This is a genomic window from Sinomonas atrocyanea (assembly GCF_030811715.1).
GTDB classification, from domain to species: domain Bacteria; phylum Actinomycetota; class Actinomycetes; order Actinomycetales; family Micrococcaceae; genus Sinomonas; species Sinomonas atrocyanea_A.
The window spans coordinates 118,602-135,200 of sequence record NZ_JAUSRH010000010.1; the positions used below are offsets into that span (position 1 = coordinate 118,602).

General features: G+C 62.1%; 15 protein-coding genes and 2 pseudogenes. 10 read left to right on the forward strand and 7 right to left on the reverse strand.

Annotated features, from left to right (window positions below; all coding sequences use genetic code 11):
* Positions 1-108 precede the first annotated feature (108 nt).
* Both J2W21_RS14950 and J2W21_RS14955 read right to left on the reverse strand, forming a co-directional pair.
* Positions 109-687 carry a recombinase family protein gene (locus J2W21_RS14950; RefSeq protein ID WP_307115300.1) on the reverse strand — a complete coding sequence of 193 codons (579 nt, stop codon included), beginning with the start codon at positions 685-687 and terminating at the stop codon, positions 109-111.
* 318 nt (positions 688-1,005) lie between these two features.
* Complete coding sequence (locus tag J2W21_RS14955; RefSeq protein WP_307115301.1) at positions 1,006-1,590, reverse strand: HNH endonuclease; 585 nt, start codon at positions 1,588-1,590, stop codon at positions 1,006-1,008.
* 757 nt (positions 1,591-2,347) lie between these two features.
* On the opposite strand from J2W21_RS14955, the gene J2W21_RS14960 reads away from it, so the two are divergent.
* The gene (locus J2W21_RS14960; RefSeq protein ID WP_307115302.1) at positions 2,348-3,733 is read left to right on the forward strand and encodes a hypothetical protein; all 1,386 of its coding nucleotides are present in this window, start codon (positions 2,348-2,350) and stop codon (positions 3,731-3,733) included.
* A 20-nt stretch (positions 3,734-3,753) separates the two neighbouring features.
* Here J2W21_RS14960 and J2W21_RS14965 read toward each other — a convergent pair whose 3' ends face one another.
* From J2W21_RS14965 to J2W21_RS14980, 4 genes are all read right to left on the reverse strand, one after another.
* Positions 3,754-4,101, reverse strand: a complete 348-nt coding sequence (locus tag J2W21_RS14965; protein WP_307115303.1) for a hypothetical protein — start codon at positions 4,099-4,101, stop codon at positions 3,754-3,756.
* Between the two features lie 257 nt (positions 4,102-4,358).
* Positions 4,359-4,625, reverse strand: a complete 267-nt coding sequence (locus J2W21_RS14970) for a hypothetical protein (protein ID WP_307115304.1) — start codon at positions 4,623-4,625, stop codon at positions 4,359-4,361.
* Positions 4,626-4,633: 8 nt separating this feature from the next.
* Positions 4,634-5,089 carry a hypothetical protein gene (locus tag J2W21_RS14975; RefSeq protein WP_307115305.1) on the reverse strand — a complete coding sequence of 152 codons (456 nt, stop codon included), beginning with the start codon at positions 5,087-5,089 and terminating at the stop codon, positions 4,634-4,636.
* A gap of 3 nt (positions 5,090-5,092) precedes the next feature.
* Positions 5,093-5,683: an Ltp family lipoprotein gene (locus tag J2W21_RS14980; protein WP_307115306.1), complete on the reverse strand. Its 591-nt coding sequence runs from the start codon at positions 5,681-5,683 to the stop codon at positions 5,093-5,095.
* Between the two features lie 494 nt (positions 5,684-6,177).
* Between J2W21_RS14980 and J2W21_RS14985 the strand changes: the two genes are divergently transcribed.
* Positions 6,178-9,126, forward strand: coding sequence for a P-loop NTPase fold protein (locus J2W21_RS14985; RefSeq protein ID WP_307115307.1), 2,949 nt, complete (start codon positions 6,178-6,180; stop codon positions 9,124-9,126).
* Positions 9,127-9,864: 738 nt separating this feature from the next.
* Here the strand turns inward: J2W21_RS14985 and J2W21_RS14990 are convergent.
* Positions 9,865-10,590, reverse strand: a complete 726-nt coding sequence (locus tag J2W21_RS14990) for a hypothetical protein (RefSeq protein ID WP_307115308.1) — start codon at positions 10,588-10,590, stop codon at positions 9,865-9,867.
* A 64-nt stretch (positions 10,591-10,654) separates the two neighbouring features.
* Here J2W21_RS14990 and J2W21_RS14995 point away from each other — a divergent pair.
* The 8 genes and pseudogenes from J2W21_RS14995 to J2W21_RS15030 form a co-directional block, all read left to right on the forward strand.
* Positions 10,655-11,071, forward strand: a pseudogene (locus tag J2W21_RS14995) (CpaF family protein); the annotation flags it as partial.
* A complete protein-coding gene (locus tag J2W21_RS15000) occupies positions 11,071-11,925 on the forward strand; it encodes a type II secretion system F family protein (RefSeq protein ID WP_307115309.1) in 855 nt (284 codons plus the stop codon). The pseudogene J2W21_RS14995 and the gene J2W21_RS15000, both read left to right, overlap by 1 nt.
* Positions 11,922-12,803 carry a type II secretion system F family protein gene (locus J2W21_RS15005; RefSeq protein ID WP_307115310.1) on the forward strand — a complete coding sequence of 294 codons (882 nt, stop codon included), beginning with the start codon at positions 11,922-11,924 and terminating at the stop codon, positions 12,801-12,803. Before J2W21_RS15000 ends, J2W21_RS15005 begins: the two co-directional genes overlap by 4 nt.
* Positions 12,804-12,863: 60 nt before the next feature.
* Entirely contained in the window at positions 12,864-13,442 is a 579-nt protein-coding gene (locus tag J2W21_RS15010) for a hypothetical protein (protein WP_307115311.1), read from the forward strand.
* A complete protein-coding gene (locus J2W21_RS15015; protein ID WP_307115312.1) occupies positions 13,432-13,938 on the forward strand; it encodes a hypothetical protein in 507 nt (168 codons plus the stop codon). Before J2W21_RS15010 ends, J2W21_RS15015 begins: the two co-directional genes overlap by 11 nt.
* Before the next feature lie 141 nt (positions 13,939-14,079).
* Positions 14,080-14,351, forward strand: a pseudogene (locus tag J2W21_RS15020) (helix-turn-helix domain-containing protein); the annotation flags it as partial.
* Between the two features lie 335 nt (positions 14,352-14,686).
* Positions 14,687-15,613, forward strand: a complete 927-nt coding sequence (locus tag J2W21_RS15025) for a DNA-processing protein DprA (RefSeq protein WP_307115313.1) — start codon at positions 14,687-14,689, stop codon at positions 15,611-15,613.
* 203 nt (positions 15,614-15,816) lie between these two features.
* On the forward strand, positions 15,817-16,419 hold the full coding sequence (locus J2W21_RS15030) for a hypothetical protein (RefSeq protein WP_307115314.1): 603 nt from the start codon (positions 15,817-15,819) through the stop codon (positions 16,417-16,419).
* The last annotated feature ends 180 nt before the right edge of the window (positions 16,420-16,599 follow it).

Here is a 16,599-nt window from a genome sequence, read left to right on the forward strand (position 1 = left end):
CGTGCGGCTTCTGAGGGGCAATCGCATGGCCATACAGCTGCTCGCGGCCGATTGCCAGTGGAGAACCCCGAGCGGTGAGGGAACACCGCGGAGTTCGCAGCAGTCGGTCTACTGGTCCGTGGCTGGGGTCTTCGCCAGCCAGCGGTAGAGCGTGCTCACGCCCACCCCCAGCGTCTTCGCGATCTCTGTCGGCGTGAGGTGTCCAGCCGCGTGCAGCTCCTTCGCTCGGACCACGCGCGGATCGTCAGCCACCACACGAGGACGCCCGCCGTTCCTGCCGCGAGCTCGAGCGGCGGCAAGGCCGACGTTCGTACGCTCCACGATCAGAGAGCGCTCATACTCAGCCAGTGCACCGAAGATGCCCAGCATGAGCTTCGCCTGGGCGGCGTTGCCGTCCGTACTCAGCATGGGGTTGTCCAGCACCCGGACACCCACGCCCCGAGCCCCCAGTTCCTCGAACAAGCCGATGAGGTTTCCAAGGGACCGGCCGAGCCGGTCCAGCTTGGCGATGACGAGCGTGTCCCCATGCCGGAGAGCAGCTAGGCACGCATCGAGTCCAGGGCGGCTGGCGGTCTTGCCGCTGACGCCGTGATCCGTGAACAGGTGCTGGGCGTCGTCCCTGACGCCCGCCGCCACGAGTGCGTCCCTCTGGCCATCGGTCTTCTGATCCTCGGTGGAAACGCGCATGTAGCCAATGAGAGCCACGGCCCTACCCCACATTCTCACTAAACGTGCTAGTTCAGAGTTGATGGGAATTAGATTATGGGAACGACAAATGAGAGTCAATAGAGAGGCTCAAACCGGCTTGGGCGCCCCTCCCTAGGGCGCCCTGCGGTTCCCGATAAACGGTCGTTTGATGGGAGGGGGCAACGTGGACCCAGAGGCTCGCGGAGAGAGCTGCCACCTCAGGGGGAGGGGGAGGTACCCCTTGCGCGCGAACGTTCCCGCCCGGTCGTCATAGCAAGCTGATTGGCGTACGGGTTCCAGAGGATTGGGCCGGCGGAGTCAGGATCGGCTCGGGCCTCCAGCCCGGGCGAGCTCCTGGACCGAAGGGTAGGCAGGGGGGCCGAAGTAGCGCTTGACGGGCTGACCGTCCAGCCCGAACTCGAACGATTCCCCTGGCCGGGCGCGTCCGATCGGCAAGCGCTTCATCATGGCCCAGAGGGTCACCTGAGGTGACATCTCAGGCACCAGCAGCAGCGCGCTAGCAATCTCGTCCCGCGTCCAGTCCTTGCCGTCGTGCTCCTTGCGGGTGTTGCTGAGCAGGGTCATGGGCATGAGATGGTCCGGCCGCACGCACAGCGGGTTGCGGCAGACGTGATCGAGGGTCAGGCCCGGCTCGTGGCCCCCGATGAAGGCGCCATAGCTGTAGCGGTGGGCCAGCCACTCATGGTTGCCCACGTTGATGAGCGGATACCTCCCGTTGGCCCGGCCCGCCCACACCCAGCAGCCGTTCACGGCGTCGCCCACGATCTGGGCGACGAACTTGTTCTGGGTCTTCTCGATGGCATCCGGTGTCCGGTGGGGCTCCTTCAGCAGGAGGTGGTCATGCCGACGGCAGTAGCCCTGACGGGAGTCCTTGGCCCTCACCCCCAGCCGAACCTGACACCCCTCGTGCCTGCACTTCGGCAGAGTCCGCCTCCATGCCCGGTAGTGGGTGTCGCACAAGCCTCGAGCCTTGTGCAGCTTCCACTCCGACCGCCGCTGCGGATGCGTGCTCCTGCACTGCATGCAGTAGCGCGGGTACCGTGCTTTGGGCCTCCCCATGTCCCCCCGATCTTGTCCCCTCTAATTCCTGGAGCGCCATCCTACCGGAGCCCGGCACGCCCGCTGGTCGCCCGTGGATTCAGGGATCTTGAAGCGCCAAGTGCCGGATCGGCTAGCAGGAGAGTTAGGGCAAGAGGGGGGGTGGGCAGCTGGGTCACTGGTCGGGCATGCGCGCCAGCGTGGTGCCCGACCAGTTCGTTTCAAGAGGTCCAACCATGGGGCCTTGATGCCGAGTCCCCGTGGTCGGCAGAGGGCGCCAGCCCGTCGCCGCTGTCGTACGTCTTGCTTCAACGGCCGACACCGCTGAGTTCGCAGCCTTCTAACTAAATACCCCTCAACCGAGCACCTCCCGCGCGTGGCGCGGCGAGGCCCGGCCACATGTCCGGAAGTGCCCGGTGCTAGCTGAAGTGAGCACTGGGTTGGTCGAGTCGTTCCTGCGACCGCTGTTCGTGGTCGAGATGCTGGCCATTTTCACGGCGGTTCAACGCCCGCGCGCATCCTGAGTCGCCTCACCGGGCGCCGCGAGGCGTGGGATTCGGGGGGGGTGGCTGGGTCACTCAAGGATCTGTAGAGTTCGGATGTGGACAGCTCTGAAAAGCACGAAGAAGAAGATAAGCCGAAGCCCCGGAAACCTTTCCAAGGGGTGGCGACAAGCTTTCGCCATTCCATGGACGCAGTAATCGAGCTTGCAGACTTCGCGAACGAACATGTCCACGCGCTGGATGACCTCATAGCTGGTGTTCGAAAAGAGATACAAAATAAGTTTCCTGATCATGGCTTCGAAATGTCTTCACTTGCGGCGGAAACTGTTGTCCGACATTTCACAGCACTCGACGAAGCGAAAAATGGTGGCTCTGGCGAGACACTCGAGCAAGAAGAGCTGGAGCGCTCTTTTAGAGAGCTCACCCGGAAGATTCAGGAGGTGATTCCCCATAAGAACGCCCCTGTTCACTGTGTGATGGCGTACATCAATGCAAGCGCTCGCCCCAAACGTGCCTCTATGCTTTTCGATTCGCTACTCACGACCGCAGTCGGTAATTTCGAGGTTCTGGTGAGTGCAATCGTCCGGGAGTTCCTTCGGCTGCGGCCTGCGGCTATTCGAAGCGATGAGACTCGATATTCTCTGGCCGATATCGAAGACCACGAGACACTGGATGATTTTCGTGCCTACTGTGCGGAGCGGTATGCCGAGGGGCTCCTGCGAGGGGGCTTCGATGACTGGATGGGGTTCTTCGAGAAGCGGGTTCGCGGCGTCTCAATAGACAGCATCGCAGCCGACACGGTTCAGCTCAGGGAGGTTTTTCAGCGGCGACATCTCGTTGTCCACAACGGCGGCATAGTGAACAACCTCTACTTGACTAAGATGAAGACACTTGCCCCCAAGCCGAAGGTGGGGAGCAGGCTGGTGGTCGAGTACGAATACCTCCAGTCGGCCATTGATCACCTAACCGTCGCTGGCGTCCTCCTGCAGTTCCGGACCATGAAGGCGCTGTTGAAGGACGAACAGTCCGGCGCGGCGGATGCGATGATTTCAAAGGCTGTCTACGACCTGTTATCGCAAGCTAGGTGGAGTGCGGCATTGCATATTGCCCAGTCCGCTCATCCAGACTGCTCTTCAGAGCAGGACCGTATCATCCTGCGCGTGAATGCCTGGCTAGCGAAGAAGCGGATTTCGGGAGCTGTAAGCATCCGTAGGGAAGTGGAGGCTTGGCAAGTGGAGGCGCTTGCTCCGCGCTTTAAGATGGCTCGTCTAGCACTTCTCGACGACACCAAAGCTGCATACGATCTTGGTAAGCGTCTAGTCGAAATTGAGGAACTAGCCAAAGAGGAGTGGCGGACGTGGCCGCTTCTCGAAGAAGTGCGCGCTTATGAACTTTCGTTGCAGCTGGAGGAGGCGTCGGGTGCGGAGCCTGCAGACGCGATCGAGAGCCTGGCGTCAGCCTCTGGGGTGGCAGAGATTGCATAGTAGCGAAGACGGGAGAGCGTCTAGCCCGCTTGCTCTAGCAGCGCATTGAAAAGGTCGTCGTAGGCCCCGTGCGCCCTCGTCTCGGCGTCTCTGCGCTCAGGGGTCCAGCGGCGGATGTACGTGGGATACTTCAGCTCCTGGGCGCGTTCTACACGCGCACGCCTGCGTAGCTTCACCCGGCCCCGCCAGACTTCCTGGAGACGGCCCGGGTCCATCATCACGAGCGGGATGCCCACAATGAGCAGGGGCGCAAACGGCCACACCCGCATGCCCATGCAGACCATGCAGACGATGGCCGCAGCCACCATGCCGGACCCCATGAGCCCGCCGTTCTCCCGGCGCGCAGCTTCACGGATGAGCAGGAGCACCCCCGTACAAAGGAACAGCCCAGCGACTATAGCTACCAGCTGCAGTTTCTCCCCTTCCGCCATTTAGGAACCTCGAGGCCCCCATCCAGCCCGAAGATAGTGGGCAGGAGGAGGGCCTCGGGAGTAGCGCCCTGTGACGCAGGGCACAAGCTAGCACGGCGCCATAGGGAGGAACTAGAGCCAGAAGGCGTTCTGGCTAGACCACATGTATCCGTGCTTCAGGGAGAAGACCTACCCGACCTTGATCCGGTCCTCACTCATACCCAGGACCCTTGGCTGGCGGCGGCCCTACGGCCTAGGAAGTCGATCGTCCGGAGCACCCGGACCAGGCCGACGATCAGGAAGATCATGCCGACGACGGCCACGCCTATTCCGAAGAATAGCCCGACCATCGCCCCCTGGCCCCTCGAGTACGACCCGAGCATCGGGATGTTGATGGCAAGAACGATTGGCGCGACGAGGTACGCCATGATGACGCCGGAGACGATCATCCCCAGCGAGTTCTTTGGCTGGAAGTTTTCCATAGGATTCCTTAGAGGTTGTCCGTGAGGATCAGGTTGGCCCCGTCGTCGGGGTGAAAGGTCCAGGTCGCCTTGTACGGCCCCCAAGACGCGTGCTGCATGCCGTCCAGGGCGCGGGTCTGCCCGATCTGCTGCCAGTACGCGGAGGGCATCCCGGTGGCGTCAAGGACGCACTTCACGTCCGAGGTGTCCAGCTCCCGGGGGCCGTAGGTCAACGTCGTCTCCTTGCCCCACCGCAGCGTCACGGTGTGCCCGCTGTCGCCGATGGAGTCCGTTCCCATGCTGAGCTTGCAGGCCGCCAGGGCCTGCTGGATCTTGGTCAGGGGCGGCGCGGTCTCCGTGTTGGTGGTGGAGGTACTCCAGTCCTTGGAGGTGGAGGTGGAGGTGCCGGCGGGCTGTGCCTGAGCGCAGCCGGAAAGGGCCGTTAGGATGAGGAGCGCCGCGAGAGCGGCGCGTTTGGTCCGCATGTGCTACTTGCCCAAGTTGTCGACGGCGTACTGTGCTTCGGCGGCTGTGAACTTCTCGCCGTACGCGCTCGTGAGCTGGTCATAGATCCGGGCCGGGGACATGTTCATCTGCTGCTGGTAGGTCTTGGCCGTCTCCAGGGCGTTGGCTTTGTAGTCAGCCTTCAGGTTGTCCACGGCGTACTGGCCGGCCTTGGCCGAGAACTTCTCCCCGTACTGGGAGGTGAGCTGGTCGTAGATCCGGGCCTTGCTCATGTGCATGTTCTCCGAGTAGGACTCGGCGCTTGCGAGCGCCGCGATGTACTCGGCCGGGACGGCCGGCTTCGGCGGTGCCGGCGGCGGGGCCTGCGTCGTCTTGACCGGTACCGGCGTCGGCGACGGCGACGACGCATCGGCCGTGGTCACCCCGGGCGCGGCGGTGGCCGACCTAACCGCTGCCGGGGTCTCGGTCTTGTTGCCGCCGCCAGCTATGCCGGCGACGACGAACAGGGCAACGATGGCTGCCGGGATGATGAAGCGCTTCTTCTTCCAGAAGGGCCGGGTTGCCTTGCGAACCCGGGCTTCGTCCGAGCCTGGGTGTTGGTTCTCCGTGCTCACGGTGAGCTCCCCCAATCAAAGTAATCCCCAAGGGATGCGGTAATGGTCGGCATCCGAATGGCTGGTCGATGGACACGTACATCCGGGCTGCTAGAGCAATCATGGCACCTCCGATGTTGAATTGGCGCGTTCCTCGCAGGATCGCTCGCATAGCGTTGGTGCGGGGTTCTGGACAGTAAGGCTGGGCCACCTTCGGCCGCCTCCGGGGCCTCGGGTAGGCCGAAGCCCCGAGGTGGTATCGACCGTGTTGAGCTCGAGGCGAGTGGTTGGCCCTCGAGAACCGCAGCGAGACTATCGCCCCCGCAGAGTGCGCTTCGCGCGCCAGGTTCACCCTGTTGACTGAGTTCGTGGGCATGCCATTGTGGCGGGGGGAGGCGTGGCGGCAAATCGGGTGACGCAATTGCGGCGCCGGGTTGAGCACCAGTCCGGGTTTCGTCGTGCCCAGTTGCCAGGGGCTCCTGCTCTAGCGCCGCAGCGACGGTTAGCATCTGAACATGTTCGAGAGATTCACCGGTCGTGCCCGGCGAGTGGTTGCTGTGGCGCAGGACGAGGCCAGTACTTTGAACCACAGCTACATCGGAACCGAACACCTCCTTTTGGGCCTGCTGTCGTCAGGGGAGGGGGTGGCCTTTAAGGCGCTTGATTCTGAGGGCGTGTCGATCGACGAGATTCGATCGGAAGTCGTCGACCTGGTCGGGCTCGGTGAGCGGGAGCCAACGACTGGACATATCCCATTTAGCCCGCGGGCCAAGAAAACGCTGGAGCTATCTCTCCGCGAGGCGCTCGCACTCGGGCACAACTACATCGGTACCGAACACATGCTTCTGGGGCTCCTGAGCGAGGGGGAAGGCCGCGCTATCAAGGTGCTCCGAAAAGTGGGCACCGACCTTGACGTCCTTCGCGAACGGGTACTGGAACTTCTGGCCCTTTTCAACGACGGGGATTCCCTATATGGGGAGAATGGAGGGTCTCAGAACGAGGGGCCGCCCAGCGGCCTAATCATGTTAGAGAAGTTCGGCACGAACCTCACCCGTGCCGCATGGGAAAACAAGCTCGACCCCACAATAGGCCGTGACGACGAGATGGAACGCGTTATGCGTGTCCTGTCTCTTCGCACAAGAAATATTCCACTCCTCGTGGGTGAGCCCGGGGTCGGCAAGAACGCTGTCATTGAAGGCCTTGCGCAATCTATAGTGCGCGGTGACGCCCCGGGCCAACTTAAGAAGCGCCATCTTTATGTCGTTGACTTGGGCGAGTTGGGCGCGGTGTCAAGCGATTCGATATACCAGAACTTGAACACAATCCTGAAGGAAGCCGGTAGCGCAGGTGTAGTACTGTACATTGATGAATTGCACTTGATCCTGAAGGATGGCCCTACCGCCGAGACAAGGGAACTTGTTTCAACGATTACTTCCTTTCTTAAGAGCGGAGATCTCTCTCTTATAGGGGGAACAGGGCCGGAAGAGTATGAGTCTATTCTTCGCAAGAATCAAGTAATGCAGCGCGTTCTCGAGCCTATATCGGTGGAAGAGATGTCAGAGGATGTGGCAGTCGAGTACCTAAAGAGTAAACGCGATGATCTCGAAACATTTCACCGGGTCACGATTACGGACGACGCACTGTACAGTGCGGTGAAATTAGCGCATCGGTTTTTGCGGCAGAGGAGGCTTCCTGAAAGTGCCTTCAGTCTAGTCGATAGTGCCGGTGCTGAGACCCGGTCCGCCCGCGCAACTCCTTTGCCCATTCGCGAAATTCAAGACAAAATCAATTTGGTGAGAATTGAAAAGGAGGCTGCAATTGACAATCAAGATTTCGAAAGTGCAGCCAGTATTAGAGATCGCGAAAGTAAATTGATGCTGGAACTCGAGAGCCTGAAGCGAAGATGGCGGGAGGGCGAATTTGAGGAGATCATCGAGATCTCTGTCCGAGAGGTTGTTAGGGCGGCTGCTCAGGCGTCTGGGGCGATGGAGGGCGCACTAGCTGGAGCTCTAGCGGACGGCCGCGAGGATACGCGGCTACCTCACGGCAATGCGCTTGCCCTCTCGAATTCATTCGTGCTCTTGGGCGACAGGCCGGTGAGCGATCCGAAGGACGACTTGCTCGACTCTGCGGAGAGTGCCAAGGCACTTGCGTCCGTACTTGACCGATCCCGTTCGTCTTCGCCTCTTGTCATAGCCGTAGACGGTGGATGGGGGCTAGGGAAGAGTACGGTCCTTCGTCTGATCGAATCGGCCATTTCTCCCGACGAGGACACGCACATAGTTCGCTTTAACGCGTGGACAGCTGTGGGAGATAATGCGCTGGAGAGTCTCATCAAATCTGTTCTTCTTCAACTGGATCCGAATTTTCTCAGACGGTGGACAGCCAAATTAGCGAAGCAGCGGCATGTCGTCGGTCTAGTCCGGGTTCTGTCGATGATGCTTTTCCGCTTCATAGGAGGGGCGCGACTCATAGATGAACTGTGGAAACAACTTGACTTCGACCCCAAGCACCGTGATCAACTTAGGATATCGATCACAGAGATTCTCACGGAGTGGTCAAGCAAGCCGTCTGCGCACGGGCGCGCGAAGACGCTACTTGTCTTCATAGATGATCTCGACAGGTGTTCCAACGAGGCTATCGTAAATGTTTGTGAAGCGGTAAAGCTCTATCTTGATTCCCCAGGTCTGGTATTTGTCATCGGTTGTGACCTGTCGGTCGTTGCCCAAGGGGTCTCGTCTTCCGATCGCGGGGGGGATGCCCGGGTATACCTAGAGAAGATCGTTCAGGTCGTATATCGCTTGCGGCCAATTTCTAGGGTACAGGTGCAGGCTCTGATACGTGGTTATGCAGAACAATCCCAAACATCGGAGATCATCGATGACAACGTCGCTGCGGTCTTGGTCGACCGCACGGGGCGGAATCCGAGACGAATCAAGAGGCTGATTAACAGTTTCATTCTCGAGACGCAGTTCAACTCGACCTGGGGTCAGCTAACCGGAGGATACCATCAGTTGATGGTTGCAGTGATTCTCCAGAATCTCTATCCCCCATTTTACGAGTGGCTACTTACAGTCGAATCGGAAGAGGATCCGATTGGAAGTTTCTTGGACTATGCCGAGGTGAAGGTCCGCGCGCTGGACCTTCCTCTGGCGAATGATGCGTGGTGGTCGCTTAGCAGCAAGCTCTTTAGGCGGCATGGCGTTGCGCCTCCGACCAGGTCGCCGGAAGAGGGCGATGCATTCAGTACCTCACTGGCGCGGCTCGAGAAACGCCTGCCGGACTACTTTCCACGCCTCGTGGGCGACCCGGCATTCCTAGCACTGTTGCGCGGGCTCGGAGAGGAACGCTCGCGTGTCGACTTCTGCAGACTTCTGTCGGAAGAGCCGCTTGCTAGCGAATCCGTCGTGGACGCGATTGGTGAAGAGGCAGGCGGCGAACTCACAGGCAGCGATCAGCTGTAAAAGCTGTCGATAAATGATCTAATCCGGCAACCGTCCTAAAACCCCGCCGAGCTGCCGCGCCTCGTTGAGTCAGGCGGCTCCTGTAAGCGTCTGGTCAGATACGTTTCGGGCCGCCAGTCCCGCTGTTGCTTGCGGCGCACGTCGGAGTCCAGTCGACGCGGCGAGACGTCAGGGCCTTCGAATCTGCCTCCAGAGTTGTGGGTAGCCCGATTGACACAGTAGCCAGACCCAGATGGGACAGGGGGCAAAATCGACTGCGTGAGCGGTGTCCGGCCCTTCCCGAGATGTGCACCGGCTACTGACGACTGCCCTTCGCGGCGAAGAGGGGTGCAACATGCCGAAGAGCGGTGGGGCGTGGAGCTTGCGGCAGGGCCGGCCGCAGTTTTCACCAGAGCCAGCCACATGGCCGCAGCTGGACGAGTGTGAAGATTTAGGCTTAGGCCCTTGCGAGCCCCATCAGGGCTCCGTCATCGTTGCGGTAGGCGGTCCGGAAGAGTCAAGCGAAGCCGATACCCGGGGCATCCAGAGCTGATGCTGTGCCTTCTTTCTACCTCCGTCAGTTGGGCCCCAAAGCGTCCATGCGCTCGGGAAGGCCTGGGACATTCGAGTCGCAAGACAGTGGGTCCTGATAGGGGCCCACAGCCCTTGGACGGCGACAGGCATCGACTCGAATCGGGTACATGGGGCGAAGGTCCAGTTTAAGGGAGCGGTCTATTGCGGGGACGGGGGTGGGACGTTTCATTTCTTCTTATGCTTGTCACCTTCCTTTAATTTCGTCGATCCGATGGGGCTGGCGCCTTCGAGGAGCATCACCGTGCGGGCTGCTTTATCCACCATGAGTGAGAGAGGATCATTCTCTGGAAGAGATTCGTAATCTCCGTCGAACCCATCCAGTTCCTTCGAAAGAAGCTCCCAGACGTTTCGTTTCAATTTCTGGCGGGCGACGTGCTCGTCGGCGTCGGCTTTCTGCACTCGGGCATTCTGGATGGAAGTCCAGATATCGATCATCTTACTGATGAGGCCGAGGCGTGCCAAGACTAAGCCCGTTCCAAAGGAGATGATGTGAGGATCGACCGATAGGACCAAATCCATTGGGCTATTTAGAGAGACCTTTTCCACTCGTATACCCGAGAGCACCTTTGCCCTAGTCAAGCGGCGAGCAGCTGACCCTCTTTGGCTTGGGTAGCGATTTGTAAACTGGCCTGTTCTAGCTGAACGGTAGCGGCTCCACCGCATGGAATTGACCATTCTGGCATCGGCAAAAATCAGCACAACCAGAGCTTGAAGATTTTGGTAGACCAGCGTATATTGCGATAGGTCGTAATGCCTCGGTTTGAATCTCAGCATTACTGAGGGACTGTCCTCGGACTCAAAAGAGCTCTGACCGTGCCGCTCTGGCCTATTCCACGCATGAACTGCTTTAACGTGGGGGCCGTCTTCGTCGGAAAATTCTTCTTCGCTCACACGGGTACTGTAAGTGGGGGATGTGAGGTGGCGCCGTATGGGCTGGTCCTCCACAATCGTGTCGCGCCTTCTCTGTGGGCGACGAAAAGCGAGGATTCAAGTGGTGCGCATAGCGCTTCAGAGCCAGTCGGGGCTCCCCGGCATGTGCACGATCCACGCGAACTCGGCCTCCGACGCCGTCACGAAGCTGTGTACCCTGCCGCTGCTCGCCGGAGCGAACATCTCCTCGTCGTTCGTCGTGCCGACTGTGGCCGCCTGCATCGACCTCGTCGTGCACTGCAGCCGCCAGACCAGCGGGCGGCGACGGGTCGCCGAGATCCTCGCGGTGGGGCAACGCGTCGAGGACGGCATCATCGAGACGTCCTCCGTGTTTGCCCTCGACGCAGACGGTGTCCTGCAGGCGCGGCCGACCGGCATGCCAGCCACCGAGAAGTTCGAGCGCGCGGGCATCGACGTGCTCCGGCTCCTGGAGGCCGCCTGATGGCGGCGGCGATGGGGCTTGCCGGCGGGGTCGGCCTCTTCCTCATCTGGTGGTCCTTCTGGCCACTGCCGGTGCGCTCCTCGGCGCCGCGGCCGCCGGGCAGGCTGCGGCGGCTCATCGCGCAGGCTGGGCTCCAGCGGGTCTCACCGACGGCGCTCGTCCTCTCGAGCGCGGGTCTGGGCTGCTTCGTGGCCCTGGCGTTCTTCGTGGTGACGGCGGCCGCCCCGGTGGCGCTGTGCTTCGGGCTCTTCGCGGCTGGGCTGCCCGTGGGCCTCGTGCGCTGGCAGGCCAAGCGCCGTGCCGCGATCCTGCGCGAGCTCTGGCCCGACGTCGTCGATCACCTCCGCTCCGCGATCCGTGCTGGCCTGTCCCTTCCCGAAGCGCTCATGCAGCTCGGCTACAAGGGTCCGGAGCCCCTGCGCGGAGTCTTCCTCGACTTCGCCGCGGACTACCGCTCCGGCGGCAGCTTCGGCCTCGCGCTGGACCGGCTCAAGGACGGGTTGTCGGACCCGGTCGCGGATCGGATCATCGAGGCCCTCCGGCTCACGCGCGAGGTCGGCGGTTCTGACCTCGGCCGGCTGCTGGGCACCCTGTCTGAATTCCTCCGGGAGAGCGCCCGCACCCGCAGCGAGCTCGAGGCGCGCCAGTCGTGGACGGTCAACGCCGCCCGCCTCGCCGTCTCGGCCCCGTGGATCGTGCTCCTGCTGATGTCGACGAGGCCAGAGGCCATGGCTGCCTATGCCCGGCCCACCGGGCTCGCGGTACTCCTCGTAGGGCTCGGGGTCTCGGTGCTGTGCTACCGGCTGATGCTCCGCATCGCGGCGCTGCCTGAGGAAGAGCGGGTCCTCCGGTGAGCGGCACGACGGCCCTGGCCATGCTCGCGGGCGCCACCGGCGGAATCGGCCTCTGGCTCGCCTTCGTGCGGCTGCCCGTCATGCGGCGGACCACCTTCACCGAACGGGTCGCGCCACAGCTGCGCTCGGCGGACCGCCGTTCGCGCCTCCTGCAGGACGCCGAAGCGAACATCACGCCGTTCGGACCCCTCGAACAGATCCTTCGGCCCCTCCTGCGCGACGCCGTGGGCTCGCTCGGCCGGCTCAACCTCGGGAACGCGGCCCTCGCCCGGCGCCTTGCGCAGGCCGGCTCGCCCAAGAACCCGGTTGACTTCAGGGCCGAGCAGCTCCTCTGGGCGGGCGCAGCCTTCGTGCTGGCGGCGCTCGGTTCGACCGCCGCCGCACTTTCCGGCAGGCTCAACGCGCTCTTCGCAGTCCTGATGGTCCTGGCTGCCACAGCCGCCGGGTTCATGGCCCGCGACTATCTGCTCGGCTTGGCCATCAGCAGGCGCAAGCAGCGCATCCTGGCCGAGTTCCCCTCGGTCGCCGACATGATGGCCCTGGCCGTCGGCGCAGGGGAGACAGCGGCAGGGGCACTGGACCGCACGGCCCGGGTCTCCCAGGGCGAGCTGGCACGCGAGTTCACGGCGGTCCTGGCTGACACCCGCTCGGGCACCCCACTCGTCCGGGCTCTGCAGGCCATGGGCGATCGCGTCGACGTCGCCCCCATCTCGCGCTTCGTCGACGGCCTGGTGGTAGCGATCGAACGGGGCACGCCACTGGCAGACGTCCTCCGCGCCCAGGCGCAGGATGTCCGCGACCTGGCCAAACGGGAACTCATGGAGGCCGCCGGGAAGAAGGAGATCGGCATGATGGTGCCACTCGTCAACCCCTCGTAGTTTCAGAACTGGGAGTGGATCATCAGCACAGCCGGTCTTGTTGACGCATACAATCTCCACATGGTGGCACGATCGAGCAAGAGGTACCGGTTAACGAACTCAGGGGGATTTGCTGGCCATGCCTCTTCGTCCGATGACGACTTCGCAGCGCTGCTCCTTCAGACAGAACTGGATCGCTACAGGCGCGAACGGCTGGCGGAAGCCAAGGCCCGGTTCTGGGCGCTCGGTGCTGTCTTATTCGGTGCTATGGCGGTCGCCGTCGCAGCGACGATCCTCATTCTTTCACTGTCGCAAGACTATTCGCCCAGCTCGCCCAATAGCATAGGCCAGCAATTGATCTTGGTTCAATCTGCCGTAACCGTGTTCGCGTTGACGGCAGGAGCCGCGGGTACGCTCTACGCGACTCGTAAGCGAACTAGGGAGAGGCGCGCCGAGTATGCAACGACCATAAGCAGAGCGGAGCGCATGCTGAACGAGCTAACTATGGAATTGCACGATAAAGAGCAGAAAATTGAGACGCTAAATCGTGTGATTCGGAAGTTAGAGGCTGGTGATTTGGGGCGCAGCCGTCGGCACTTGGCGACGGACTCCAATGTTGGCGGAGCCTCCGAGGGGAAGCCGACCGATCATGATCGATGATGGCGCTGCTCCGAAAACAGAAGATGCGCAGCTTCCAATCGCAGGCGCCATTCACCCTTCCGAAAGCGCTGCCAGCCTGACGCCGTTATCGAGATTATCTGATGAAGCTGCGGCTGCCCACAAAACGGCTGTGAACGCCTTCTCGTATAAGTTGGAGACAACGGCGCGTCTGATTGCGGACAAGCGAGAGATGGTACTGGCCGAGCACATCCAGGACGCCGAAGGCGAGTTATTGTCCTCCAGGATAGGCACTGCGATCTCGACGGTCGTAGCTTGGTTGCGACCAACTGCGTTCTTCTTCCTGGGCCTCATGGCGCCTGCTATCACGTCGGCTATCGATAATAAGCCCGTTCAACCGGGCCAGTTTGCCGTCGGACTGATCGGCGGAGTCATTTGGGGAAGCGCCGCAGCTCTTGACTTCCAGTCCGCCCGCATCAAGCGATGGTGGCGAAGGCGCGGCGTCAAGAAGTCTGCAGCCAAGAAGTCTGCGGCGTAGAAAGCGTGAGGCGTGCGCGGCGGACTAGATGTACTGACCCGGGACGTTAGGTGCGGGATCGGCATGTCGGCGTGACATGAGGAAGACCTCCGGGTGAGGTGTGGAGCTGTCTAGGAACCGCTCCTCAACCCGGAGGTCTTCATGTCCCACGCTAACGCTTCCCTGACGCCGACGGGCCGGCTGCGGCTTGCCCGCTGCATCGTGGAGGACGGCTGGCCACTGCGCCGGGCCGCGGAGCGCTTCGATGTCTCGGTCACCACGGCCAGGCGGTGGGCAGAGCGTTACCGGGCCGAGGGCGCGGCGGGGATGGCTGACAGGCCCAGCCGGCCCCGAACGTGTCTCACCGCACCGGCGAACGCCGGGAGCGGCGTGTGGTGGGCCTGCGTGTCTCGCGCCGGTGGGGACCTGCCCGCGGATAGGTGCAGCAGGACGACACCCAGTGCGACCGTCAGCCCACCGGGCGGCTGTGCCGGCGAGGCAACGACGTGCAGGCGCAACCCAAGGGGGAGGGGCAGTAGCCTCCACCCCACCATCCCCCCTCCACCCTCGCCGACCTCGCCCCCGGTGCCTAGCGAATATCTCTGGGGGATCGCCAAAAAGTGTGTGGTGAACCACCCTCCGACGCCAAGGATCCCGGCAACGGCAGGTGACTGGGTGCAACAATGCCGCGTTGCCGCAGGGCCCACGCTCGCGAGACGGTAACCTACAAGAGGAGTGATATGAGGGATACGGGAGGTGGCTGGAGCTCATGGATCTAGCCCTTGAGCGCGCGTCACTCGTCGCCTTACTACGACCCCCGGGGGAGTTCAAATGGGCTCCCCTGCGGGATGTTCTCCTCGAGACCGATGTGCCGCCGAGCGTACTTCTGGAAGAGAAGCGGCAGAGCGGTGGCGCGTTTGGAGCGGTTGACGACTTGGTGGAGCACGCCGCACGACTCATCGACCAGTGGGAGAGTGATGGCACCCGCTTCCTGACCTACTTGGATCCCGAGTACCCGCGCCAACTCCGTGAAGTCCACGATCTTCCACCGTTCGTGTTCGGACGTGGAAGGCTATGGCCGCGTGGCGAGCGCGAACGCGGTATCAGCATCGTCGGCTCCCGTAGCGCCGGGCCGGACGCGCTGGCCTCGGCTTCGCTGCTCGCGGAACGGCTCGCGCAGCAGGGCGTCCCGGTGGTCTCAGGGCTTGCCGCTGGCATTGATGCCGCGGCCCATACGGCGGCTCTTCGCGCGGATGGCAGGACGGTCGGGATTATCGGGACCGGTATCGACCGGTACTACCCGAAGAGCTCGGAGCATCTTCAGCGACGTATCGAGAGCGGTGGAGGCCTCGTTCTATCGCAGTTCTGGCCCGGTACAGGGCCGACCCGCTTCAACTTTCCTATGCGCAACGCAGTGATGTCGGCGTTCTCCGCCGCAACCGTCATAGTGGAGGCGTCGGAGAAGTCGGGGACTAAACACCAGGCCTTTCGTGCCATCACACATGGACGACCCCTCGTCATCTGGGACGCCGTGGCGAAGGAAACGAGCTGGGGCCGGAAACTAGCCAGCGATCCTGATCGCCTCGACGTGAGCGTGGTCTCCTCAGTTGACGAAGCCGCCCAGGTAGCCTTCGACAAGGCGAAGCCCGTGCGAGCCGTCTTCCCGGGGATCGGTATGAGGGCAGCATCTTGGTGATGAGCGGGGGCCCTAGCCTTGAGTACCTTCCGGAGGTGGCGCAAATCATGCGGAATCCGGGCCAGCCGCTCGAATCGGGGGCCGGCGCTTTCGGCGCTGTACTGCCCGAGCTTGATTACTGCAGGCTATGTGTCCGGCCCATCAGTTATGGCTATTCGCACTGCTATCAGTGCAATCAGGCGAGCAGATCCTACAGAGGGGCTATGCCTGAAGTCGTAGTGCCGCTGACCTATGCAGGCGCAACACCTCAGTCCCGCCGTGACGTATATGGTTACAAAGGCGATCCGCCGAATCTAGCTGCAGTCCGCCGCTTGTCGATCCTGATGTACTACTTCACCGTCGCACACTGGGGTTGCATTCAGCGCTTCACCCGAATGCCCGTCACATCAGTGGTAACGGTCCCATCTGGTCGAGGAAGGAAGCCCCACCCGCTCGAGGAGTTTGTGACGCACTACTTCTCCAAGGATTTGCTCAACAACGAAGCTACATTCGTTGGGCAGCCACGTGAGGGGCGAGGAGACGGCATTCGTCCTGACGACTTCGGCTTCACCCACGACCCCAAGGACCAGCACGTGTTGGTCGTGGAGGATTCTTGGGTCTCCGGTAGCAACGCGCTCTCGGTGGCGATCCAGGCCAGACGCGCCGGGGCCATGGGGGCGTCTGTTCTGTGTCTCGCTCGCTATCTCCGCGAGGACGACCAAGTTACAAAGCGCTGGTCGGCGACTGACGCAGCCAGGAAGCCTTTCGATCCGTCGTTCTGTCCAGTGACTCGCGGAGAATGTCCCCCGCCTCTCGATAATGAGTGAGCCGGCGGTCGGGGGACTGGAGAACAAGGAGGGGCTGGCGCCCGCGAAAGGCGCCTACCGGGCCATTGCGCTAATGGTGCTCGGGTCTCTCGCTTTTTTGGCCGGTTGCGGCATTGCTTCAAACGGCGCGGAAGTGCCCACTGTCACGACTGCAGCAGCTGCATCCGTGGATCGTGCGAC